This is a genomic window from Actinoplanes sp. NPDC049265 (genome assembly GCF_043197135.1).
Taxonomy (GTDB): domain Bacteria; phylum Actinomycetota; class Actinomycetes; order Mycobacteriales; family Micromonosporaceae; genus Actinoplanes.
On the sequence record NZ_JBICSP010000007.1, the window covers coordinates 138,687 to 161,465 of the forward strand.

Consider the following 22,779-nt stretch of genomic DNA (forward strand, 5'->3'; position numbering starts at 1 on the left):
ATTTACTCCGCCCTCCGCAAGGCATAACCTGTGCGCACCTCCTTCGAGCCGAGCGGCTGAACTTCACTGAAGGGAGCGGCGACGATGCCGAGCGTCACCCCGCTGGCCGCGCGTCTACGCGCCCTTCGGGACAGCGCGGGCCTGACCCAGCTGAAACTGAGCAAGGCACTGAAAGTCAGCGTGCCGCTGATCTCCTCGTGGGAAAAGACGACGACTCCGCCGGTACGCCGCATCGACGAGCTCGCGCGGATCTTCGCCGCCGTTCCCGAGGGCCGGCCCGCTCTGCGCCCGCTCAACCAGTTCACCGAGGCCGAGCGCGGCGTCTACAACCGGCTGCACGCCGAACTGCTGCGACTGCGGCAGACCGACGTGGCCGGCCCGGCGCCCGCCGTCGACAGCCCACTGCAGTTCGGCCTGGGCGAGGCCGTCACCATCGTGTGCTCGCAACTGCCGGCCGGGCGGCGCAAGACCTTCGGCGACGACGACCCGGCCGACGCCAACTTCATCGAATCGTACAAATACGCCGACCTGGACGCCCTGCTCGAGCTGCTGCCGTTCGTGCTGAGGCTGAACCCGGTCAGCCCGATCACCGTCGGGACCGCGGACGAGCTGACCACCGACGACCTGACCGCCCACCTGATCGCACTCGGCGGCGTCGACTGGAACCGGGTCACCCGCGCGCTGATGCCGTTCTTCCACGACATCCCGGTGGCTCAGGTCCCCCGCTCGGCCGACGAGGACGCGGGCGGCTTCACCGTGCGGACCGGCGAGTCGCAACCGCGTCGGCTGGTCCCGCGGGTACGCCGTGAAGGCGACAGAACCACCCTGGTGGAGGATGTCGCGCACTTCCTCCGGGCCCCTAATCCGTACAATCGCCAGCGCACACTGACCATCTTCAACGGCATGTTCAGCCGGGGCAGCTACGGTGTCGTGCGCGCGCTGACCGATCCGAAGATCCAGGAGCGAAACGCCGCCCACGCCGCCCGGCGATTGAACCGGCAGCAAACGTACAGCGTGATCTGCCGTGTGAAGATCGTCGCCAACGAAGTCGTCGTCCCGGACTGGACCCTGGCCGACGACCGCCTGCACGAGTGGCCGGAGGACGTCGCTTGACTGGTGCGCTCCACGAAACGCGGAACGAGATCACGCATCCGCAGCGCCCGTCGCACCGCCGGCTCCTCGACCGTGTAACCGGGCTGCCCGGCACCGCCCCGGTCGACGCCGTCATCGTGCCCTCCGCCCGGCCCGCGTCCGAACTGGGCCCGGCCGTCGCGATCGCCGACGACCTGAACGCCACCCTGGTGGTGCTGTGCAGCTACGCGGCACGGGCACCCGAGGTCAGATCCCGCTGGGGTGAACACGTCAGGGCGGTCGACGTGACCGCGCCGACCGTGCTTCCGCCCCTGCTCACCACCGCGCTGCTGGCCCGCACCCCGTTCGCCCGCGCCAACGACACCTCACCCAAGCGCAACCTCGGACTCGCCCTGACCCGGATGACCGGCTGGGAGCGAATCCTGTTCCTCGACGACGACATCGAGGGGGTGGCGGCCGCCGAGGTGATGCGGGCGGCCTCCCTGCTCGACCGATACCAGGTGATCGGGCTGGAGAACACCGGCTTCCCCGACAACTCCGTGGTCTGCCACGCCTACCGGCATGTCGGTGCCCTGCAAGGCACCTTCATCGGTGGCGGCGCGATGCTGACCCGGGGTTCCCGGACCACCTCACTGTTCCCGGACGTCTACAACGAGGACTGGCTGTTTCTGCTGGACGGCGACACGATCACGTCGTGCGCGGTGCACGGGCGGTTCGCGCAGCGAGCCTTCGACCCGTACAAAAACCCGGTCCGGGCCGGTTCGCAGGAGTTCGGCGACGTCCTCGGCGAGGGCATCTTCGCGCTGCTCGACGCCGGACTCCCGCTCCGCTCGGCCGACCGGCTGTTCTGGACCCAGTTCCTCGGCTCCCGGGCCGCGCTGATCCAGGACATCCTCCGCCGCCTGCCCGACATCGAGATGTCCCAGTTCCGCCGAACCCAGATCGTCGCCGCCCTGCAGGCGGCCCGCACCAACCTTTTCAAGATCACGCCAAAGCTGTGTACGGACTACCTGGCCGCATGGCGGCACGACCGCGACCGGTGGAGGAACTGGGTCGAGGCGCTACCGTTGAACGTCTCCGTCGACGAGGGCCTCAAACACCTCGGCTTCTAGAGGCCCGCCTGCTTGGCCAGCAGGCCGGCCTGGGTGCGGTTGGCGCAGCCGAGCTTGTCGAACACTCCGGACACGTAACCCTTCACCGTCGCCTCGGACAGATACAGCCGGGCGGCGATCTGCGCGTTGGACAGGCCATCGCCGATCGCCGCCAGCACCTCACGCTCCCGGCCGGTCAGCTCGGACAGCCGGGCCCGCGCCCGCCGCCGCTCGTCGCGGACCGCCGCCGAGGCCGACAGGAGGCCGTCCTTGGCGACCGGCGACAGCACGGTGTGTCCCCGGGCCGCCACCCGGACCAGGTCGACCAGCTCACCGGGCGGCGTCGACTTGACCAGGTATCCGTCCGCCCCCGCCCGCAACGCCTCGATCACCAGTCCGTCGGCGTCGAACGTGGTCAGGACCACCACGATCGGCGGATCAGGCCGGGCCCGGATCCGGGCGGTCGCGGCGAGGCCGTCCACCCCGGGCATGCGCAGATCCATCAGTACGATGTCCGGCCGCTCACGTTCCACCAGCGCGGCCGCCTCCGCGCCGTCCGCGGCCGTGCCCGCCACCTCGAGGTCCGGTGCCGCCTCGACAATCGTCGTCAGGAGCCGGACGACCATCGGCTCGTCGTCCACGATCACCACCCGGATCCGCGCCCCGGGAGTCACGACAACACCCGAGCCGGCAGCACCGTCTCGACCCGGAAGCCGCCGCCGGAGACCGGGCCGGCGCTCAGCGAACCACCGATCGACTCCACGCGTTCCCGCAATCCCGCCAGGCCGGTGCCGGCCCCGCTCGCGGCCAGCGACGACCGCCCCCGCGGCGCACCGTTGCGGACAACTATCCGCAGCTCCTCCGCACCGTAGAACGCTTCTATCCGCACCACGGCCCCCGACGCGTGCTTGCGCGCGTTGGTCAGAGCTTCCTGCACCACCCGGTACGCGGTCCGCCCGGTCACCGGTGACAGGGCCGACGGTGGCGCCCCGTCCACCGTCAACCGCACCGGCTGACCCACCCGCACCGCGTCGTCGACGAGCCTGTTCAGCGCCGGTGCGGCCGCCCCGTCGAGGTCGGGTGCGTACGGGCGGCGCAGCACACCGACCAGCTCCCGCAACTCGTCCAGCGCCCGGGATCCGTTGTCCCGCACCTCGTCCGCGGCCCGACGGGTCTCCGCGTCGGGCGCGCTCACCGACAACGCCCCGGCCTGCAACGTCATCAGCGTCACCCGGTGCGCGACGATGTCATGCAGTTCCGCCGCCAGCCGGGTCCGTTCCTCGGCCCGGGCCCGGTCGGCCGCGTGCTCGGCCCGCTCCCGCAGCAGCTGCATCCTCCGCCGCCGCGCCGCCAGATAGAGCCCGAACAGCGGCGCCACCGCGCTGTGCAGCAGCCCGTTCACCACCAGGGACGACGTCGGCTCCCAGGGCCGCACGCTGACCCCCGTGAGCAGACCGATCAAGATCCAGACGGGGGCGGTACGCCGGGCCGGCACGCCCCGCTCGACAATGGTGTCGACCGCCGCCGACAGGGCCAGCGGCACCCAGGCGCTGACCGCGAGCATCGTCTCCGCGAACAACAGGCCCCCGCCCAGCACCACCACGGCCTGCACCAACGCCGAACCGACGATCAGCACGCCGGCGCCGACCGGCCACCGCCGCCGGCCCAGAACCGCCACCGAGGTCAGCACCTGCAGTCCGACCACGACCCACAGCCGCACCCCGCCCCCGGCGACGTGCGCGGTGATCAGCCCGCCGAGCACGGCCACGGCCACGAGCAGCACCAACAGCCCGCCCTCGACCAGTGCCCGCCACCTCATCCTCGCGACGCTACCGGCGCCCGCCCACCCGGGCCGACCCTACGAAAGTAGGTTCCCCTCCCGACCTCTCCCCCTGCCGCCGCACCCCCGTCCCCCCGCCCAATGAACTGGTAGCCCCCGGCGGCATCCGCATCCCGGACACCGCCCCGACCCACCACCCCAAACCCAAGTGGTAGCCCCCGGCGGTATCCACACCCCGGGCCTACCACCACGAATCCAAGTGGTAGCCCTGGAAGGAGAGCGATCGTGAAGATCAGCAGGCGGGGAATGCTCGGAGGCGCGGCCGCGATGACGTCGGCCGCGGCGCTGACCACGCACGCCCGAGGACGGAAGGCGGGGGCGGTCACGATTGTCATCGTCACGGGGGCCAACGGCGGGGCGGGCGGCGACGCCGAGCTCACCCTGCGCGGCCACCGCACGGTCGGCGTCGAGCTACCCGGCCACGGCCTCGGCGACGGGCAGTTCCGCCGCGCGTACCAATGCCCCCAAGATCTGGAAAAACTGCGCACCGAACGCTCTCCGATGGCCGGCATCACCCTCGACGACTATGTCGAAGCGGCCGTCACGACCGTGCGCCGCGCCGCCGGCAACGGGCCGGTCATCCTGTGGGGCGGCAGCATGGGCGGCGCCACGGTCAGCCGGGTCGCCAACGAGGTACCGCGGCTGATCGGGCGGCTCGTCTACAGCTCGGCGTTCTGCTGCGTCGACCTGCCCAGCCCGGGCGCGTACCTGATGGAACCGGAAGCCGCCGGCAGCATGATCCTCGAACTCGGCGGCGCGGGCATCGGCGACCCCGAGGTGATCGGCGCGACCCGCAGCAACTTCCGCACCGCCGACCCGGAGGTGCTGGCCAAGCTCAAGGAAGCGCTGTGCGCCGGCGCCACCGACCACGAGTTCCTGGCCCTGCTCAACACCATGCAGCCGGACGAGTCGTACCAGGTCCCGCTGGCCGACGCCCGCGGCGACAAGGACACCTGGGGCCGCATCCCGCGCACCTACATCCGGCACACCGCCGACCGGATGATCCCGCTTCCGCTGCAGGACCGCTTCATCCGCGAGGCCGACCACCGCACCCCGCGCAACCGCTTCGACGTCCGCAGCGTGGCCACCTCGCACATGCCCGACCCGCGCGGCTGGGCATCCATCGTGGACATCGTCGATGGGCTGGCTCGTGACTTGTGGGTCAGCCGGGGCTGACACAAGCCACGACCTAACGGTGCAGTTGCAGGATCAGGTCGACCACCAGCGCGGTCCAGCCGGTCTGGTGCCACCCGCCCAGGCCGGCGCCGTTGTCCCCGTGAAAATACTCGGGGAACACGATCAGGTCCTTCCAGTCGGGATGGTTCTGGAACAGGACGGACGCGCCGTAGATCGGGCGGCGGCCCGACCCGTCGGGTACGAACATCGAAACCAGCCGCCGCGAGATGTCGTCGGCCACCTCGGTCAGCGGCACCTTGGTGGCCGAGCCGGTCGGATACTCCACCTTGAGGTCGTCGCCGTAGAACGCGGCGAACTCGCGCAACGCCTCCACGAGCAGGAAGTTGATCGGCATCCAGACCGGGCCTCGCCAGTTCGAGTTGCCGCCGAACAGGCCACTGGTCGACTCGGCCGGCTCGTACCCGACGGTGAACTCGGACCCGCCCAGCGACACGTGGAACGGCTTCTCCAGGTGCGACCGCGAGAGCGAGCGCAGCCCGTACGCGGACAGGAACTCCTCCGGGTCGAGCATCCGCCCGAGGATCCGCAGCAACTGGTCCTGACCCACCATGGACAGCAACCGCTGCTGCCCGCCGCTCCGCGACAGCCGCCGCGCGCTGATCACGTCGGCCACCTCGGGCTGGTGGGAGAGCAGCCACCGCACCCGCGCCTGCAGCTCGGGCAACCGGTTCAGCGTCGCCGCGCTCAACGTCGTCGTGGCGGCCAGCGGCAGCAGCCCCACGATCGACCGCGCCTTCAACGGCAGCCGGTGCCCGTCGGGCAGCCGCAGCACGTCATAGAAGAAACTGTCCTCGTCGTCCCACAGCCCTTGGCGGTACGCGGCTTCGGCGATGTGCGCGAAGTGCTCGAAGAACTTGGTCGCCAGATCCTCGTACGTGTGGTCGTGCAGCGCCAGCCGGATCGACATGTCCAGCAGGTTCAGCGCGTACATGGCCATCCAGCCGGTGCCGTCGGACTGCTCGAGCACCCCCGCCACCGGCAGCGCCGCCGACCGGTCGAACGGGCCGACGTTGTCCAGCCCGAGGAAGCCACCCTCGAACACGTTGTTGCCGCCGACGTCCTTGCGGTTGACCCACCAGGTGAAATTCAGGAGCAGCTTGTGTACGACGCGAGCCAGGAAATCGTAGTCCCGGCCGCCGTCGATCTCGAAGACGCGCAGGGCCGCCCACGCGTGCACGGGCGGGTTCACGTCGCCGAACGCCCACTCGTACGCGGGAATCTGCCCGTTGGGGTGCATGTACCACTCGCGGAGCAGCAGCAGGAGCTGGGACTTGGCGAAGCCCGGGTCGACGCGGGCGATGGTCACGCAGTGGAAGGCCAGGTCCCAGGCGGCGTACCACGGGTACTCCCACGGGTCGGGCATCGAGATGACGTCGAAGCTGTTCATGTGCCACCAGGCGTTGTTGCGCCCGAAGCGGCGGCCCGGCGGAGGCGGCCCCGAGCCCGGATCGCCGGTCAGCCACTGCTTGACGTCGAAGTGGTAGAACTGCTTGCCCCACATCAGCCCGGCGATCGCCTGCCGGACCACGGCGGCCTCCTCGCTGCTGGCCGCGGCCGGCACGAGGTCGGCGAAGTACTGATCCGCCTCCTTCGCGCGCTCGCGCATCACCTCGTCAATGTCAAGGTCAACTTCTGGCTGGGGTACGTCGGACTGGACGAGCCGCAGCCGGATCCGCCGCGTCTCCCCCGCCGCCAGCGTCACCTCGTAGTGCAGCGCGCCCTTGGTGCCGACGCCGGCCGGGTTGACCGTCCGCGCGCCGTTCACGACGTGGTCGTTGATGCCGTCCTTGGGATACATCGTGGTGCCCGGCATGCCCCACAGCCGCTGCGAGTTCGTCTCGTTGTCGCAGACCAGCGCCCTCGCCTCGCCCTCGCCCCGCAGGGTGAGGTGGCCGAGACTCCGATGCTCACCGGCGATCCGCCCCGGCCCGCCGGTGAGCTGTGGCACCGGCCGGTTCGGCTGACCCCAGGACCAGGTGTTCCGGAACCAGAGCGTGGGCAGGACGTGCAGGGTCGCCTCGTCCGGCCCACGGTTGCTGACCGTGACGACGATGCACATGTCGGTCGGTGACGCCTTGGCGTAGTCGACGGTCACCGCCCAGAACCGGTCCTCGTCGAAGACACCGGTGTCGAGCAGTTCGTACTCGGGCTCCTCGCGCGACCGCTGCCCGTTGACCCGCACCAGCTGGTCGTACGGAAAAGGCGCCTGCGGGTAGTGATAACGCCAGGTCATCCAGCTGTGCGTGGGCGTCGAGTCGAGGTACCACCAGTATTCCTTGACGTCCTCGCCGTGGTTGCCGCCGTCCCCGCCGAGCCCGAACATCCGCTCCTTGATAATCGGGTCCACGCCGTTCCACAGCCCCAGCGCGAAGCAGAACGTCTGCCGGTCGTCACAGATCCCGCCCATGCCGTCGTCGTTCCACCGATAGGCGCGTGACCGGGCGTGATCGTGCGGGAAGTAGTCCCAGGCAGTGCCGTGTTCGCTGTAGTCCTCGCGCACGGTCCCCCAGGCGCGCTCGGCCAGGTAGGGACCCCAGGCCCGCCAGGCCTGCTCGCCGGAGTCGGCCTGAGCCAGGCGCACCTGCTCCACGCCGCCGCTCACCCCCATCTGCTACCAGGACACCACACTCGGATTCTGCAGGCGGCTTGTTACGTCTCCCCACCTCTGCCGCCCCGAAGCAGTCCGCGGCCCGCACTCTCTCCTGTCTGCCTCCGCGCCCGCGCTCACCCCTGGTGCGCAGAGCCGCTCTGCGTACTAGGAGTGAGCGCTGCGCCGACCTGCTCCTGTCTGCCTCCACGCCCGCGCTCACCCCTGGTGCGCAGAGCCGCTCTGCGTACTAGGGGTTGAGCACCGCGTCGGCCTGGTGCTCAGAGCCGCTCCGCGCACCAGGGGTGAGCTACTGCGCTGATCCAAGATCATATGCCGCGCCGCCCAAGGCACACCGTCTAGATCATCCTAGGAACCTAGCGTGCGATGATGATGGCGCCCGGCCGAGCCGAGTCGACGTCGAGAGAAAGGACCGCGTCAACGGCGAAGCCCGCCGCCCGCAGCCGATCGGCCACCACCTCGGGCCGTCGCCGGCGGACGAGAACGTTCATGGGATGCCCGCCGTACCCCGAGGTCTTGATCGAAGCGCTGTCGCCGGCATGGAATCCCACCAGAAGCGGGCCGCCGGGCCGCAGCACCCGCCGGAAGTGCCCGAGCACGCCCGGCACCCGGTCGTCCGGGACGTGGATCAGCGACCAGAAGGCGATCAGTCCCGCCACCGACCCGGTCGCGAGCGGCAGATCGGTCATCGAGCCCGCGCCGAACCGCACGCCCGGATGCTCCCGCCGGGCCAGCGCGACCATGCCCGGCGACAGGTCGAGCCCGAACGCGTCCACGCCCAGCCCGCGCAGATGTGCGGTGACGTGACCGGGCCCGCAGCCGACGTCCGCGACCGGCCCGCCACCCGCGGCCGCCACCAGCTCGGCGAAGATTCCCAGGCCGGCCCTCAGGTACGGTTCGGCGGCGAGCGCCTCCCGGGTCAGATCGGCGTACGCGGCGGCCACCGTGTCGTACGACGTCCGGGTGTCCATGATCCAGTCATCCACGACCGTAGACTCAACCGCATGCCGACGTCGGTGACCGTGGTGGGTGCGGGCATCGTGGGCGCCTGCCTGGCCTACCAGCTGGTCCGCGACGGCGCCGAGGTCACGGTCGTCGAACGCGAGCCGACGGCCGGCGCGGGCGTCACCCGGCAGTCGTTCGCCTGGATCGGCGACGGTGAACGCGGCCACTGGCCCGGCGTGGCGGCCCGCCTCCGCCCGCACATCCTGGCCGACCACCATCGCCTCGCCGCCGAGGTCCCCGAGATCCCCTACCGCTGGTGCGGCTCACTGGTCTGGCCGCCACCCGACGCCGGCCACCCACGAAATCAGCCCCCACCCAACTCCGGCCACCCACGAAATCAGCCGCCACCCGACCCCGGCCACCCAGGAAGTCAGACGCCACCCGACCCCGGCCACTCGCGAAGTCAGCCCCCGCTCGACCCCGGCCCCCGGAATGTCGGCCGGGATGCGGTGGCCGCCCTGGAGCCGGGCCTGCGCGAGCCACCCCAGCGGGCCGTGCACTCCCCCACCGACGGCGCCGTCGACGCCACCGGGATGGCCGCCGCCCTGGTCGAGGCCGCCCGCCGGGCCGGGGCCCGCGTACACCTCGGATCGTCCTTCCCCACCCCCGGCGCCGCACCGGCCGATGTGGTCGTCCGGGCGACCGGCGCGGCCCTGACCGAAACGTCGCCGGCCGTGCTGATCCGGGCGTCGGCCCCGCCCGGCCTGGTCCGCACGATCGTCTCGGCACCCGGCTTCGAGGTCCGCGAGGGCCGCCCGGGCGAGTTGCTCTTCGCGGCCGAGGCCGGCCACGACCCGGAGATGATCGTCGCCCGCTTCCGCGCCGCCTGGGCCCGGGCGGAGCGGGTGCGGTTGCTGAGCTGGGCGGTCGGCACCCGCCCGATGCCACCACAAGGGCCAATCATCGGGTACGACCGGAGCGGCGCCTACCGAGCCACCATGCACTCGGCCGTCTGTCTGGCCCCGACCGCCGCCCGCCTGGCGGCTCGGGAGATCCTGTCCGGCCACCGCCCGCCCGAGCTCGGCCCGCCGTTCACCTCGGACTCGGCCTGAAAAGGACGCCCGCCCGGCCTCCGCCCCTCGACCGGGTGACCCCCGAGTTTCAGATGATGACAACCCGAGGGGTCGGAAAACCATGAAATCGAGTGCTGTAAGTAGCGGTATATGCACCGGCCGCACCCACGAAGATCTCGTCACCCTCCCGCAGGTCCGCCGAAAGAGGCGCTTCGGTGGCGAACGTGTCCTGGCTGTCGCAGGTCGGCCCGGTCACGTTGAAAAGCTCCCGCGACGCCGAGCCACGGCTGTCGCTGAGCGGGTAGCGCAGCTCGCCACCGGACTCCAGCGCCTCCATCATGCCGTTGAAGACGCCCAGGTCGGTGTGTGCCCAGCGAACCCCGTGCCGCTCGGCCACGCCGATCACCCGGCAACGGAACGTGCCGGCGTTCGCGACCAGGCAGCGGCCGGGCTCGGCGACGACGTCGACCTCGTACGGCAGCTCCTTGCGCTTGAGCGCGAACACCCGGCCGAACTCGGCCAGCGGCGGGATCCGCTCGGAGTACCGCGCCGGGAAGCCACCGCCGATGTCGAGCAGCGAGATCCGCAGGCCGTCGGCGGCGATCCGGGTCATCACCCGGCGGACGTCGTCCATCGGGCGGCCCAGGGCTTCCGGCGCGAGCGTCTGCGATCCCATGTGGAAGGTCAGCCCGTGTACGCGGAGCCCCAGCTCGCTGGCCTCCGTGCACAGCCGGACGGCATCGTCGACGCCGACGCCGAACTTGCCCTCGCTGGGCACCAGGCTGTCGCCGGGCGCGGTCGCCACCCGGATCAGGACGTCGCATCCGGGCGCCGCGGCCGCGGTCCGCCGCAGTTCCTCGGTGGAGTCGACGGCGAAGCGGTGTACGCCGGCGGCCCAGGCCACGGCGGTCTGCTCGCGGGCCCGGACGGGGTTGCTGAAGATGAGGTCGGCGGGGCGTACGCCGAGCAGGCCGACGAGCATGCGCAGCTCGGCGGTGGAGGCGATCTCGTACGAGCAGCCGGCCTCGCCCAGCAGCCGTAGCACACCCGGGTCCGGATTACATTTCGTCGCGTAGAAAGGTTGAACTCCAGGGAAGGCGTCGATGAATTCGGCAACCGCTTCCCGGATGCGCGCGGAACTCATTTCCAGCAGAGGCCCGGCATCACCCGGATCCCGTGCGGTGGAGTCGGAGGAAAGGAAACCTATGGCGTCGTCCAGCACCGTAAACTCTTTCACGTTGGGTGACCGAGTCGACGCCCAGCGTACAGTGGTCGCGGGCGCGATTAAAATGCAGCATGCTGCAACGCCCCGTCAAGGGACGTTGCAGCATTCGCACATGGTTACCGCTCCGGAGAAGTTGACTTTGAGTAAGCACTTCCCATCGGTGCGTGCCTATCGCTAGGCTCAGGGCTGGATGTCGAACTCGCCATCCTTTGTTGAGTCCACGAAGGCGTTCCACTCCGCCTGAGTGAACATGAGGGCCGGTCCTGACCGGTTCTTGCTGTCGCGTACGGCAACACCTGTGTCGAGGAACGCCACCTCGACACAGTTGCTGCCGCCGGATCCGTTGCTGTAGCTGCCTTTACGCCACACAGCACCGTTGAGATGCGTAGACAACGCTAAGCACCTCCCTTCGATATGTTGTTGTCTCGAAGAGTTCTTACTCCTGCAGGAGACCCTCGATCATCTTAAGGGATGCGCGATGGTCAAGCGCCCCCACGGTCAGACGATCGAACTCTTTTCGGTAACGAGCAACCTCACTCGGTTGCTCTTCGTACAAGTCTCCCGCAAGCCCTTCGAGATATACAACATCCAAATGGGTGGTCTCGCGGAACTCCAAAAGCGCTGCTGGGCCCCCGAGGAAGAGATGTTCGCCGAAGTCCAGGGGCAGAATGCGAATCGTCACATTGGGTGATTGCGCCATATCAACAATGTGTTGGAGTTGCTTGCGCATGACGTCCTTGCCGCCGATGTTGCGGCGCACAACGGATTCGTCGACCAGGGCCACCAGTTCCAACGGATTCGGTCCGGACAACCGGACCTGCCGATGCAATCGCAACTTGACCCGGCGGTCCATCACCTCACGGGGCACGTCCGACCCGGAGCGCATCAGCGCCCGGATGTACGCCTCGGTCTGCAGCAGCCCGGGCACCACCACCGGCTCGAACACCCGCATGGTGGCCGCGCCCGCCTCCAGCCCGACGAAGTTGCCTGGCCGCAGGACGTCCTTGTAGTCGGTCCACCAGCTGCGTTCCTTGGACAGCCGGGCCAGCTCGACCATGGCGTCGCGGTAGCTCTCGTCGTGCCGGCCGTAGAGAGTCAGCAGGTCACGGACGTCACGCGCGGTGACCGCGACCCGGGCCGTCTCGATCCGGGTCAGCTTCGCGGTGTTCCACTCGAAATGGCGCGACACGGCTTCCTGGGTCAGGCCGGCCGCCTCCCGGCAGCGTTTCAGCTCCGCGCCCAGCCGGCGGCGTCGCAGCGTAGGGCCTTCATCAACGGTCACCAGGACTCCTCGACTCCATGCAGGACCCAATTTTACGTCCGGCGGTGAAGCGGGAACCGGGCGCACTGTCGGGTCCACCCCGACAACCACATTAGACATCGAGTTTCGTACTGGAAGTCTAGGACTTCTTGTCTTGATCTCCGAGTTGGGTACATGATGCACCGGACAACGAGTTAAGGCGTTCTCGCGCGGGCCCGCCAGTCCCGCAGGCGTGATTTAGGTCGAGTGTCTATAAGGGGCGTGGCAAGCGTGTTGGCTGACCAGTACTTTCTGATCGCGCACGAGGACCGGACGGGCCGTTCGCGGCTACATCCACGGGCGACCGGCCTGGGGCTGGCCGCGTCCCTGCTCGGCGAGCTGATGCTCGAGGGCCGGCTTCGCATCATCGAGGGCGACCTGCACATCGTCAGTCGCCAGCCACCGAGCGACGCGCTGTCGCACGACATCCTCGACCTGTTGATCGCCCAACCCCAGCACCGAGAGGTACGCACCTGGCTCGCGTTCCTCTCCCAGGACGCGGCGATCCGGGTCGGCGAGCGGCTGATGCGCCTCGGCGCGGTCGAGCCGGTCACCCGCCGCCGCATGCTGAGCACGCAGACCCTCTACATGCCGAACAGCGCCGAGCAGCGCAACGCCGCCGCCTGGGCGCCCGCCCGCCTGGCCAACCTGCTGGTCCGTGGCCTCGACATGAACATCAGCGACCGGGTGCTGGCTGGTCTGATCGCCGCGACCGGGCTGACCCGGCACGTGCTCTACGACTTCGAGGTGCACCGGCACGCGTTCCAGACGCTGCCCGACGCGATCGCCTCGCTCCCCATGGATCTGCGTGAGCTGATCGAGTACACCGAGGTTTCGGTCGGCTCGGCGCTCACCGCCGGGCGCCGGTGACCACCGTCGGCCGCCACCACCGTACGAAACACAATGTCGACCAATGGGCCGGGAGGATGTTGATGGCGAGTAAGGACACGGCTGAGCCGGACATTATTACGCGGGCGTTGGCCCGTAACCGGCTCGGCGTTCCTTCCGTCGTGTTCTTCGGAGTGGCCGGCGCCGCACCGCTGACCGTGATCATCGGGTCCATCTCCACCATCTACGCCGTGGTCGGCAACACCGCCGTGCCACTGGTCTACCTGGTGGTGGCCGGCATCCTGTCGATCTTCACGGTCGGGTTCGTGGCAATGAGCCGGCACATCGTGAACTCTGGCGCGTTCTACTCCTACATCAGCCACGGCCTCGGCCGGGTGCTCGGTGTCGCGGCGGCGTTCGTCGCCCTACCGGCCTATTCGCTGATGCAGATCGGCCTCTTCGGACTGTTCGGCGTGGTCGCCTCCGGTGTGCTCGGCGGCCTGGGGATCACCGTCTCCTGGTTCGTCTGCGCCCTGGTCGCCTGGGGCATCGTCGCGATCCTGGGCCAGCTCTGGGTCGACCTCAGCGGCAAGGTGCTCGGCGTCCTGCTGGTCCTCGAGATCGCGGTCGTGCTGATCTACGACACGGTCATGGTCGCCAACCCGGCCGACGGCGCGGTCAGCTTCTCCAGCCTGGCCCCGGCCCAGCTCGCCACCCCCGAGGTGGTCGCCATGATGGTGCTGGCGATCGCCGGGTTCGTCGGGTTCGAGGCCACAGTGGTCCTCTCCGAGGAGGCGAAGGACCCAAAGAAGACGATCGCCCGGGCCACGCACTGGTCGGTGATCCTGGCCGGCCTGCTCTGCGGTGTCTCGGCCTGGGCCATGTCGGTCGGCGCCGGCCCCGGCCAGGTGGTCGCGCAGGCTCGCGGCCAGCAGACCGACATGGTGTTCAAGCTGGTCGAGCCGCATGTGCCCGAGGCACTGATCAGCGTCGGCTACGTCCTGTTCATGACCAGCATCTTCGCCGCCCTGCTGGCCTTCCACGCGGCGGTCTCGCGTTATCAGTTCGCCCTCGGCCGTGAGGGTGTGCTCCCCCGCCTCTGGGGTTACACCAACCCCCGCACCGGCGCGCCGGTGGTCGGCTCGGTCACCCAGAGCCTGCTCGCGCTGATCGTGATCGTGCTCTACCGCATCGGCGGCGCCGACCCGCTGGTCTACCTGTTCGCCTGGCTGACCGTCGTCGGTGGCCTCGGCGTGCTGATCCTGATGTGGAGCTGCTCGGCCGCGGTGATCGCGTTCTTCGCCCGCAACCGCCGCAAGGAAACAGTGTGGCGGACCCGCATCGCCCCGATCCTGGCGTTCCTGCTCCTGAGCATCATCCTGGCCGCGACGGTGATCGGGCTGGGCGATCTGCTCCAGGTCAAGGAGGGCTCGATCTTCCACTGGGTGTTCTCGGCGGCCTACCTGGTCTTCGGGATCGTCGGCGGGATCTGGGCGCTGATCATGCGGATGGGCCGGCCCGAGGTATACGCCATGATCGGCCGCGGCACCGAACGCTCGATCATGGACTCGCCGATCCCGAAGCGTCCACACGCCCACCCGGATCCCTTCAGCGCACAACTTCCGTCGATTCGGTAACCCGATCCACCTATCTCATAGGGGAGATTCATGACGTACGCGATCCGGGAGCTCGTGATCCGGCACGTGTCGCCGTTCGACACCGCCGAGATCACCGACCTCGTGGCCGAGGCGATGTGGGACGGCCCGGTGGCCCGCTGGCTCAACCCGGACCAGTCCGAGCGTAGGCACCGCAGCCCCGCCTACTTCGACATCTTCGTCGACTACGCCGTCCAGTACGGCGAGGTGTACGGCATGTCCGACTCCGACACCGGCCAGATGACCGGCGTCGCGCTCTGGTTCCCGTTCACTTCGGCGATCCCGGGCCCGATCGACTACGAGCGCCGGCTCAAGGAGGTCACCGGCGACGCGTTCGACCGGGCGTGCCAGCTGGACGCTCTCATGGAAGAGAACCACCCGCTGGACCCGCACCACTATCTCGCTTTCCTGGCGGTGCGCCCGGACCGGCAGGGTCAGGGCATCGGCAGCTCGCTGCTCGACCGCCACCACGACCGGCTCGATCGGGCCGGCCTCCCGGCCTATCTCGAAGCGAACGACCCGCGCAACCGTGACCTTTACCTTCGGCACGGATATCAGGTCCGGTCCGTGTTGCAGCTACCCGACGGGCCGCCGCTCTGGTCGATGTGGAGGTCGCCTATGCCCTGACCCTGACTCAGCTCAGGCTGCCGACGGAAACTCGTAGATCCAGAACTGCTGCGCATCCATGCACTCGGCGCGCACCCCGCCGGACAACCGGTGGAGCATCAGCCGGATCACACGCGACATCTTCCGCAGTTCGTCGTTGTACCGGCAGAAGTCGAGCGCGATGATGCCGTTCTGGTTCGCGGCCGTCAGGTACATGGCCTCTACCAGGTCGGCAAAGGCTCTGGTGTCCCGGGCCCCGCAGCCGACGGCTACGAACCCGCAATACCAGACCTTGTGTTGCCGATACAGTTCCGGCCAGCGCCGCTCGAAGTACTCCGGTGCGACGAGCGGCACAGCGTGCAGATCATTGGTGTACGTGGACAGGCCGCACAGGGTGCCGTCGTCCCGCAGAGCCAGGTACTTCTGAACTCGCTGGTCCCGCATGACCGCGTCGAACTCGTCGCGATACATGAGGTGGCGCTGCACAGCGAGGGCACGGATGTCTTCGAATGCCTCCATGTAGAGGTTCCACGCGGCGTCGAGGTTCTCTTCATCGGTGATCTGGTCGATGATTTTGACAAGCATGCTTCCTGCACCCCCGAGGGTCGTCGGCAAACGACCCCGCTCGTCGTACTTACAGCGGTCGATGATTCTTGACCACACTGTACGAAGCGTGATGTGAGTACGACAATGTGTGCTGGTCAACTCGTTTGTGCCAATCGTGTCCGAAGATGATCTCGGCCATCCTGTTCGGCCCAGCTCCAGCGCGTTTTCGGCAGTAGCAGCCGCCTCGGCCGGTCGGCCGGGGCGGCTGAGCCGTCACAGAAATGATCGCGATCCGTGGCAACGTTGCATGAGCGCACAGTGACGGAGATCAACAATCGGCTCATCGCCGCAGAGGGCGGAAACGATCTGGGTTAGCACCAACTGCACCAGGAGCTTGATCAGCTGCGACTGACGTGCACTTTGCACACGTGAGTGATACCCGTGAGTAATAGTGAAAACGGCTCTTGACTGCACACACGGTGGCCGCACCGCCCTTTGTGGACGGCGTGACAATGCATTTGCATGTGCGTAAGACCAGGTATAGAAGTCTAGGACTTCCAGGCCAGAACAATGAGGCTACGACAATCGGAGCGGAACCGCGAGAGCAGGGCGATGTCAGATCTGAGCGTTTTTGACGCGTCTCCGGTCCGGTCCGATAGGGATCACCCGAGCCAGCCGGCCCGGATCACGTCAGCCAGCCAGGCCTGATCACGTCGGCCAGCGGGGCGAGAATTGCAGGTCAGCCGGGAGTACCTGATCAGCTCAACCAGCCAAGCCTGATCGCAGGTCAACCAACACCAGGCCCGATCACGTCAACCAGCCAGGCCTGATCAGGCCCGCCTCGTACGCGTAGACCACGAGCTGTGCCCGATCGCGAGCGCCGAGCTTGATCATGGCCCGGCTCACGTGGGTCTTGGCGGTGGCCGGGCTGATCACCAAGCGCCCGGCGATCTCGTCGTTCGAGAGCCCCTCGCCGACCAGCACCATCACCTCGCGTTCCCGGTCGGTCAGCTGCTCCAGCTCGGCCGGCGGCGCTGTCGGGCGGCCGCGCCCCGGGGTGGCGAACTCGCCGATCACCCGCCGGGTCACGCTGGGCGAGAGCAGCGCGTCACCGGCCGCCACGGCCCGAACTCCGCGCAGCAACTCGACCGGCTCGGTGTCCTTGACCAGGAACCCGGAGGCGCCGGACCGCAGCGCCTCGAACACGTATTCGTCCAGCTCGAACGTGGTCAAAATGACCACCCGGGTGGCGGCCAGCCCCGGTTCGGCGGCAATCCGGCGAGTCGCCTCGAGTCCGTCGACGCCCGGCATCCGAATGTCCATCAGCACCACATCGGGTCGCGTCTCCTCAACCAGCCGGACCGCCTCGACCCCGTCCGCCGCCTCGGCCACCACCTCAATGTCAGACTCCGCGTTCAACAGAGCCCGAAACCCAGCCCGAACCAGAGCCTGATCATCCGCCAGCAAAACCGAAATCAACACGCCTCCCGCCGTCCCGCCACCAAGCCCCCCGCCATCCGTCACCAAGCCCCGCCACGCGACGCCAGGCCGCGCTGCCGGGAGAACTCCGCGAAACCAAACGGCGTGGCCCGCGATCTCCCCCCGCGCCGGCCCCCTCCCCGCGCCTGTTTCCCCCCGGTCACGGGGGCTCCTGCCGGACAGGCAGGGATGCGGTCACCAGGAAACCGCCGTCGGGCAGGGGGCCTGCCTGCAGACTGCCCCCCAGTGCCGACGCGCGCTCCCGCATCCCGGTGATGCCGCTGCCCTCCTGCGACACGTCGGGGCCGACCGCTCCGTCGTTGCGGATCGACAGCCGCAGCTCGGCCGGCGCGTAGTCGATCGCCACCTCGGCCGACGAGCCCGGTGCGGCGTGCTTGCGCACGTTGGTCAGGGCCTCCTGCACGATCCGATATGCCGCGCGGTCGACCTCGGCCGGCAGCGGACGCGGCTCGCCCGACCGGGTGGTCGTGACCGGCAGGCCCGCACTCACGGTCAGCTCGTCCAGCCGGTCCAGGCCCAGGGCCGGTTGCCGGGGCGCCGCCTCCTCCTCCGGGCGCAGCACGCCGAGCACCGCGCGTACCTCTCGAAGGGCCTCCGCACTCGCGGTCTTGATCGCGGTCAGCGCCTCGCGCGCCTGCTCGGGCTGATTGTCCATCAGATGCAGGCCCACGCCGGCCTGCACGCTGATCAGGGACAGGTGATGGCCGAGCACATCGTGCAGCTCACGGGCCATGCGTAGCCGTTCCTCGGACGCCTGGCGGCGCTCCTGCTCCTCTTGCGCCCGGGCGCGCTCGGCCCGGGACCGCGCCATCTCGGCCAGGTGCTCGCTCTGTGCCTTGGCCGCCCCGCCGAAGAACATCGACAGCAGCAGCACGGCCGCGAGCACGACCAGGGTGCGCAGGCCGGGGCGGGTGCCCGGCGGGAGACCGAGCTGGCCGGCGAGCAGGACGGCGACCACGACATATGCCACATAGCCGGCTGCCGAGGCCAGGAAGGCGGGGCGGCCCTGGCCCTGCTTGACCGCATTCCAGCAGGCGATCAGCGGGGCGATCATGACCATCCAGCGCGGGGCGGCCATCGTCGCGAAACCGATCGACGCCGCCATAGTGATCAGCAGCACCGGGATCGGGTGGCGCCGCCGCCAGATCAGCGCGAACGGACCGGCCAGCAGGATGGCGTAGGCCAGCGCGTCGAGCGGGTGGTAGACGAGCCCGTCGGCGGCCAGGTCGCGGGCGCCGAGCACGTGGAACAGGCCGGCGCCGATCGCCGCGCCCGCCGGTGGGCCCCGATGCCGGCGACGACTCGAAGCCCACGGCGGATCGGGCCATGGCTGGTCCTGCTGCCATGGCGAATGCCGTCTGCTGCCCCGTTGTCGCACGTCGTTGAACGTACGGCACCGGCACCCCGGCGGGCATCGGACTCAGGTTTGTCCTTGTGTACTCCCCTGGTCGTACACCGGCCATCGGGGTCAGCCCGGTGTCGTACCCGAAGTCCCTTCCCTGGGCTGACGCGGAACCGGCCGCGACGCGGAAAGCTTGGGACCAGTCCACGACCGAAGGGGGCTTCCGTGACCACCGACGACGCCACACGGGCCGGGCAGCATCGGCTCCGCACGTCCGACACCGAGCGGGAACAGGTCGCCACTATCCTGCGCGCCGCCATGACCGAGGGCCGGCTCACCCTCGAGGAGGGCGAGGAGCGGCTGGGCCTGTGTTACGCGGCGAAATTCCGCGACGAGCTGCTGCCGCTCACCACCGACCTGCCCGGGCACGGCCGTCAGGCCCTCGCCCAGACGCCCGAGTTCCGGGCCGCGACACGCCGGGACCGCCGGGCGTTCGCCGGCTTCGTTTTCGTGGTGTCCACCGTCCTGGTGACCGTCTGGTTCTTCTCCGCGGCACACTTCTTCTGGCCCATCTTCCCGATGTTCTTCCTGTTCATGGCGTTCGCCCGGCACCACGGCGGTCCACGCCACCACCGCCACCCGCACTACCGCCACCACCAACCGGTCGCACCGTGGAACGCGCCATGACTCGCTAGTGGACGCGACGGTCGTTGATCGACTGGCATCGCCCTGAAACGCTGGAAGCCGTGATGGGTCCGTCGCATGCGTTGTCCGGTGCCGCAGTCTGGCTCGCCGGGAGCTGGGCTTTGGATCACTTCGGGGGGTACGCACAAAGCCCGCTCGCGGTGACGATCGGGGCGACGGTGTGCGCCGGCGCGGCCCTGCTGCCCGATCTCGACCTGTCCGGCAAGGTGACCCGCAACCAGGGCGGCGCGACGGTGGCGCGGACCTTCGGGGTGTTCTCCCTCTTCCTCGCCGAGGTGATCGAGAAGCTGTCGCTGGGCATCTACTCGATCACCCGGATGCCACGGGACCCGAAGCGGACCAACGGGCACCGGACGTTCACGCATACGCTGCCGTTCGCCGGGCTAGTTGGCTGGGGTACGACGAACCTCTGCGCGGCGTACGGGAAGTGGGCCGTTCTGGGGGTGCTGTTCTTCATGGCCGGCCTGGCGTTGCGGGGGCTCTTCGACAAGTGGGCCGAGCGGGCGGGCTGGCTGATCGTGACGCTGACCTCCGGCGCGGTCGCTTTCCTGGCCGCCTCGCACCTGGACGCCGACCGTGGCTATCCGCTGCTGGGAATGGCCGTGGGTGTGGGCTGTGTGGTCCATCTCTTCGGCGACATGATCACTCGCAGCGGTGTGCCCCTGCTCTGGCCCGTACCCTTGGGCGCCCGCATGTGGCGCATGATCGGCATCCCGGACGGCATCGCCATCAAGGCCGGCGGCCCCGGCGAGGTGTTCGTTCTACGCGGCCTCTTCACGATCGTCTCCTTGCTGGCGCTCCTGGCCATGTTCTTCCCCGGCGTCCTCAACTCGATGCACTTCGACGCCGCCGCGCCATGACCCGCCCGCCAGCCCAACGCCGCGCCGCCCGGACACACGACGCCGACCAGGCCCGTGAGCGCCTCGCCGAGCCCCGAGTTCCGTCCCACGCACGCCGTGCGGGTTCGACGCGGCGCGGCCCGGACACACGACGGCGAGCAATCCCATGACCGCCGCACCAGAGCCGCGAGCTCCCTCCCACGCACACGCCGCGCGGATTCGACGCCGCGCCACCCGGACACACGATCACGAGCAGCCATGACCGCCGCGCCCGACCCCGAGCTCCGTCCCACATACGCGCCACGCGGCCTCCGACGCCGCGCCACCCGGACACACGACGGCGAGCAATCCCATGACCGCCGCACCAGCGCCGCGAGCTCCCTCCCACGCACACGCCGCGCGGATTCGACGCCGCGCCACCCGGACACGCGATGGAGGGTAGGCCGATGAGCTCTGCGCAGGGGCGGGATGATGCGGTTGCGGTGCGGCTTCCGGCGGATTACCACGTGCACACCGAGTGGTCGTGGGACACCGATGTGGGGTCGATGGAGCGGTCGTGTGCTCGGGCGGTCGCGCTCGGGCTGCCGGCTATCGCGTTCACCGAGCACGTTGATCATTCGTCGTGGCAGCTTGCGCGGACCGGGCCGTACGCCAATCAGAATCATCTCGCGCTCGCGGGAGCGGACGGCATCATCGAGCCGCCACCGTTCGATGTGAGCGGGTACTTCGAGTCGGTTGAGCGTTGCCGCGACCTCTTTCCTGATCTGAGGATTCTCAGCGGCGTGGAGCTCGGCCAACCGCACTGGCACAAGGACGCGTGCGATGCCGTGCTGCGCTCCGGGCCGTTCGACCGTGTGCTCGGGTCGATGCACTGCCTGCCGTACGGGACGACCAACGCCGAGCCGTGGCTGCTCTACCCGGTACGGGATCCGGACGAGGTGATGCGCGACTACCTCGCCGAGGTGGCGCGGCTGGTCTCGGGGAGCGCCACGTTCGAGGTGCTGGCGCACATCGACTATGCGGTGCGGTCGTGGCCGGGCGGTGACTTCGATCCGGGGCGGTTCGAGGAGGAGTTCCGGTACGCGTTGCGGGCCACGGCGTCGGCGGGGCGGGTGCTGGAGGTCAACACCCGGATTCCGTTGCACGAGACGATCCTGGGCTGGTGGTATGCGGAGGGCGGGGCGGCGATCAGCTTCGGCAGTGACGCGCACCTTCCGGATCTGGTGGCGCACGGGTTCCGGGAGGCGGCCGGCATGGCTGAGGCGTACGGCTTCCGGGCCGGCCGCGATCCCCACGATTTCTGGCCACGGCGGCGGTGACGGCGCGCTCGGTCCGGAATGGACGGTGCAGGGCATCGACCGAAACGGTGAGAGCGGCGGCGGGGGCGGCGGTCTACTGGCAGATCCGCCAGGCGCCGTTCTCCTTCGTCATCGGGAGGCGCTGGTCGAAGAAGCGGCCATCGTGGCCGTACATGCGGAGGTGGACGGCGGCGCTCTCCAGCTTGCCGTTGGAGGTGGATGAGTCGAAGCCGGTCACCTCGTAGCGGGCGATCTGGTCGCGGTCGGACTGGTAGTCCTCGAACTGCTTCGGTGTCATTTCTTCGTGGATCTTGGTGCAGGTCATCGCGTAGGCGTCGGGGAGGCGGTCGGCCAGCATCGCGTCCAGATAGGAGCGTGCCGCGGCCTCGGCGGGTGGTTGTTCCTGGTCGGCGTCATGTTTCGCCTTCATGATCAGCAGTCCTCCGCCGCCGCAGGCGAGCACCGCGACGACGGCCACGACAATGCGTCCGGCTCCCATGACTCACAGGGTAGAAGTGCCGCGCACCGGTTAGCGTGGGACGGATGAGTGATCTTTCCGAGCGGTACCGCGCCTACCTGGCCGCGCTGAACGAGCGGAGGCTCGATGATCTCGTGGAGTACGTGCAGGACGAGCTCACCTACAACGGTGCGGCGCTGACCCGGCCGGAATATCAGGCCATGCTGGCGGGGGACGTCGAGGCGATCCCGGACCTGTTCTTCGACGCCCGGATCATTGTGGCGACGGAGGACCGGATCGCCTGCCGGATCCTGTTCGACTGCAAGCCGGAGAAGGAGTTCCTCGGCTTCACGCCGGACGGGGGGCGGTTCCTCTTCGCCGAGCACGTGTTCTACCGCTTCGTGGGCGGGCGCATCGCCGCCGTCGACTCGCTCATCGACCGCCATGCCATCGCCGAACAGCTCCAGGCCCGCAGGAGCTGAGCCGGCGACGACCACGGCGAAGCCAGGCGGGACCCGAACGTCTGTCAAGGCGGGACCCGAACACCTGCCAAGGCGGGACCCGAACGCCCGCGGCGCAGAAAACTGGGCCGGCCCGGGTACGGGCGCGGCGCCAAGGCGGGATGAACGCCT

General features: G+C 69.1%; 22 protein-coding genes. 11 read left to right on the plus strand and 11 right to left on the minus strand.

Going from position 1 to position 22,779, the window contains the following annotated elements:
• The first annotated feature begins 84 nt into the window (after positions 1 to 84).
• Positions 85 to 1,113, plus strand: coding sequence for a helix-turn-helix domain-containing protein (locus ACGFIO_RS19200; RefSeq protein ID WP_392827608.1), 1,029 nt, complete (start codon positions 85 to 87; stop codon positions 1,111 to 1,113).
• Positions 1,110 to 2,204, plus strand: a complete 1,095-nt coding sequence (locus tag ACGFIO_RS19205) for a hypothetical protein (protein WP_392827609.1) — start codon at positions 1,110 to 1,112, stop codon at positions 2,202 to 2,204. Before ACGFIO_RS19200 ends, ACGFIO_RS19205 begins: the two co-directional genes overlap by 4 nt.
• Here the strand turns inward: ACGFIO_RS19205 and ACGFIO_RS19210 are convergent.
• Positions 2,201 to 2,857, minus strand: a complete 657-nt coding sequence (locus ACGFIO_RS19210) for a response regulator (protein ID WP_392827610.1) — start codon at positions 2,855 to 2,857, stop codon at positions 2,201 to 2,203. The genes ACGFIO_RS19205 and ACGFIO_RS19210 overlap by 4 nt on opposite strands.
• Positions 2,854 to 4,002: a sensor histidine kinase gene (locus tag ACGFIO_RS19215; RefSeq protein ID WP_392827611.1), complete on the minus strand. Its 1,149-nt coding sequence runs from the start codon at positions 4,000 to 4,002 to the stop codon at positions 2,854 to 2,856. Before ACGFIO_RS19215 ends, ACGFIO_RS19210 begins: the two co-directional genes overlap by 4 nt.
• A gap of 246 nt (positions 4,003 to 4,248) precedes the next feature.
• On the opposite strand from ACGFIO_RS19215, the gene ACGFIO_RS19220 reads away from it, so the two are divergent.
• The gene (locus ACGFIO_RS19220) at positions 4,249 to 5,199 is read left to right on the plus strand and encodes an alpha/beta hydrolase (RefSeq protein WP_392827612.1); all 951 of its coding nucleotides are present in this window, start codon (positions 4,249 to 4,251) and stop codon (positions 5,197 to 5,199) included.
• Between the two features lie 13 nt (positions 5,200 to 5,212).
• On the opposite strand, the gene ACGFIO_RS19225 is transcribed toward ACGFIO_RS19220, so the two are convergent.
• Positions 5,213 to 7,822: a glucosidase gene (locus tag ACGFIO_RS19225; RefSeq protein ID WP_392827613.1), complete on the minus strand. Its 2,610-nt coding sequence runs from the start codon at positions 7,820 to 7,822 to the stop codon at positions 5,213 to 5,215.
• Positions 7,823 to 8,184: 362 nt separating this feature from the next.
• Positions 8,185 to 8,799, minus strand: coding sequence for a class I SAM-dependent methyltransferase (locus tag ACGFIO_RS19230; RefSeq protein ID WP_392827810.1), 615 nt, complete (start codon positions 8,797 to 8,799; stop codon positions 8,185 to 8,187).
• A 33-nt stretch (positions 8,800 to 8,832) separates the two neighbouring features.
• On the opposite strand from ACGFIO_RS19230, the gene ACGFIO_RS19235 reads away from it, so the two are divergent.
• Positions 8,833 to 9,885, plus strand: coding sequence for an NAD(P)/FAD-dependent oxidoreductase (locus ACGFIO_RS19235; protein ID WP_392827614.1), 1,053 nt, complete (start codon positions 8,833 to 8,835; stop codon positions 9,883 to 9,885).
• A gap of 49 nt (positions 9,886 to 9,934) precedes the next feature.
• Here ACGFIO_RS19235 and ACGFIO_RS19240 read toward each other — a convergent pair whose 3' ends face one another.
• The 3 genes from ACGFIO_RS19240 to ACGFIO_RS19250 all read right to left on the minus strand — a co-directional run bounded on the left by ACGFIO_RS19240 (position 9,935) and on the right by ACGFIO_RS19250 (position 12,353).
• A complete protein-coding gene (locus tag ACGFIO_RS19240; RefSeq protein ID WP_392827615.1) occupies positions 9,935 to 11,068 on the minus strand; it encodes a type III PLP-dependent enzyme in 1,134 nt (377 codons plus the stop codon).
• A gap of 183 nt (positions 11,069 to 11,251) precedes the next feature.
• Positions 11,252 to 11,464, minus strand: a complete 213-nt coding sequence (locus tag ACGFIO_RS19245; RefSeq protein WP_392827616.1) for a DUF397 domain-containing protein — start codon at positions 11,462 to 11,464, stop codon at positions 11,252 to 11,254.
• 43 nt (positions 11,465 to 11,507) lie between these two features.
• Complete coding sequence (locus tag ACGFIO_RS19250; protein ID WP_392827617.1) at positions 11,508 to 12,353, minus strand: helix-turn-helix domain-containing protein; 846 nt, start codon at positions 12,351 to 12,353, stop codon at positions 11,508 to 11,510.
• Between the two features lie 249 nt (positions 12,354 to 12,602).
• Between ACGFIO_RS19250 and ACGFIO_RS19255 the strand changes: the two genes are divergently transcribed.
• Genes ACGFIO_RS19255 through ACGFIO_RS19265 form a run of 3 tightly spaced genes read left to right on the plus strand, consistent with a single transcriptional unit; the run spans position 12,603 to position 15,481 of the window.
• Positions 12,603 to 13,241, plus strand: a complete 639-nt coding sequence (locus tag ACGFIO_RS19255) for a GPP34 family phosphoprotein (RefSeq protein WP_392827618.1) — start codon at positions 12,603 to 12,605, stop codon at positions 13,239 to 13,241.
• 56 nt (positions 13,242 to 13,297) lie between these two features.
• Positions 13,298 to 14,836: an APC family permease gene (locus ACGFIO_RS19260; protein ID WP_392827619.1), complete on the plus strand. Its 1,539-nt coding sequence runs from the start codon at positions 13,298 to 13,300 to the stop codon at positions 14,834 to 14,836.
• Between the two features lie 30 nt (positions 14,837 to 14,866).
• On the plus strand, positions 14,867 to 15,481 hold the full coding sequence (locus ACGFIO_RS19265) for a GNAT family N-acetyltransferase (RefSeq protein ID WP_392827620.1): 615 nt from the start codon (positions 14,867 to 14,869) through the stop codon (positions 15,479 to 15,481).
• Positions 15,482 to 15,493: 12 nt separating this feature from the next.
• Here the strand turns inward: ACGFIO_RS19265 and ACGFIO_RS19270 are convergent, their stop codons facing one another.
• From ACGFIO_RS19270 to ACGFIO_RS19280, 3 genes are all read right to left on the minus strand, one after another.
• Complete coding sequence (locus tag ACGFIO_RS19270; protein WP_392827621.1) at positions 15,494 to 16,045, minus strand: hypothetical protein; 552 nt, start codon at positions 16,043 to 16,045, stop codon at positions 15,494 to 15,496.
• Between the two features lie 768 nt (positions 16,046 to 16,813).
• Entirely contained in the window at positions 16,814 to 17,485 is a 672-nt protein-coding gene (locus tag ACGFIO_RS19275; protein ID WP_392827811.1) for a response regulator, read from the minus strand.
• Positions 17,486 to 17,645: 160 nt separating this feature from the next.
• Positions 17,646 to 18,884, minus strand: coding sequence for a sensor histidine kinase (locus ACGFIO_RS19280; RefSeq protein WP_392827622.1), 1,239 nt, complete (start codon positions 18,882 to 18,884; stop codon positions 17,646 to 17,648).
• Positions 18,885 to 19,073: 189 nt separating this feature from the next.
• Between ACGFIO_RS19280 and ACGFIO_RS19285 the strand changes: the two genes are divergently transcribed.
• The 3 genes from ACGFIO_RS19285 (at position 19,074) to ACGFIO_RS19295 (ending at position 21,711) form a co-directional block, all read left to right on the plus strand.
• Positions 19,074 to 19,535, plus strand: coding sequence for a DUF1707 domain-containing protein (locus tag ACGFIO_RS19285; protein ID WP_392827623.1), 462 nt, complete (start codon positions 19,074 to 19,076; stop codon positions 19,533 to 19,535).
• A 59-nt stretch (positions 19,536 to 19,594) separates the two neighbouring features.
• A complete protein-coding gene (locus tag ACGFIO_RS19290; protein WP_392827624.1) occupies positions 19,595 to 20,413 on the plus strand; it encodes a metal-dependent hydrolase in 819 nt (272 codons plus the stop codon).
• Between the two features lie 425 nt (positions 20,414 to 20,838).
• Entirely contained in the window at positions 20,839 to 21,711 is an 873-nt protein-coding gene (locus ACGFIO_RS19295; protein WP_392827625.1) for a PHP domain-containing protein, read from the plus strand.
• Positions 21,712 to 21,784: 73 nt separating this feature from the next.
• Here the strand turns inward: ACGFIO_RS19295 and ACGFIO_RS19300 are convergent, their stop codons facing one another.
• Complete coding sequence (locus ACGFIO_RS19300; protein WP_392827626.1) at positions 21,785 to 22,189, minus strand: hypothetical protein; 405 nt, start codon at positions 22,187 to 22,189, stop codon at positions 21,785 to 21,787.
• Positions 22,190 to 22,233: 44 nt separating this feature from the next.
• Here ACGFIO_RS19300 and ACGFIO_RS19305 point away from each other — a divergent pair, with 44 nt between their 5' ends.
• Entirely contained in the window at positions 22,234 to 22,629 is a 396-nt protein-coding gene (locus tag ACGFIO_RS19305) for an ester cyclase (RefSeq protein ID WP_392827627.1), read from the plus strand.
• Positions 22,630 to 22,779: the final 150 nt, after the last annotated feature.

Coding starts and splice junctions, on each gene's coding strand:
- ACGFIO_RS19200 (WP_392827608.1), top strand. CDS start 85: ATGCCGAGCGTCACCCCGCTGGCCGCGCGTCTACGCGCCCTTCGGGAC.
- ACGFIO_RS19215 (WP_392827611.1), bottom strand. CDS start 4,002: ATGAGGTGGCGGGCACTGGTCGAGGGCGGGCTGTTGGTGCTGCTCGTG.
- ACGFIO_RS19230 (WP_392827810.1), bottom strand. CDS start 8,799: ATGGACACCCGGACGTCGTACGACACGGTGGCCGCCGCGTACGCCGAT.
- ACGFIO_RS19235 (WP_392827614.1), top strand. CDS start 8,833: ATGCCGACGTCGGTGACCGTGGTGGGTGCGGGCATCGTGGGCGCCTGC.
- ACGFIO_RS19260 (WP_392827619.1), top strand. CDS start 13,298: ATGTTGATGGCGAGTAAGGACACGGCTGAGCCGGACATTATTACGCGG.
- ACGFIO_RS19265 (WP_392827620.1), top strand. CDS start 14,867: ATGACGTACGCGATCCGGGAGCTCGTGATCCGGCACGTGTCGCCGTTC.
- ACGFIO_RS19270 (WP_392827621.1), bottom strand. CDS start 16,045: ATGCTTGTCAAAATCATCGACCAGATCACCGATGAAGAGAACCTCGAC.
- ACGFIO_RS19295 (WP_392827625.1), top strand. CDS start 20,839: ATGAGCTCTGCGCAGGGGCGGGATGATGCGGTTGCGGTGCGGCTTCCG.
- ACGFIO_RS19300 (WP_392827626.1), bottom strand. CDS start 22,189: ATGGGAGCCGGACGCATTGTCGTGGCCGTCGTCGCGGTGCTCGCCTGC.
- ACGFIO_RS19305 (WP_392827627.1), top strand. CDS start 22,234: ATGAGTGATCTTTCCGAGCGGTACCGCGCCTACCTGGCCGCGCTGAAC.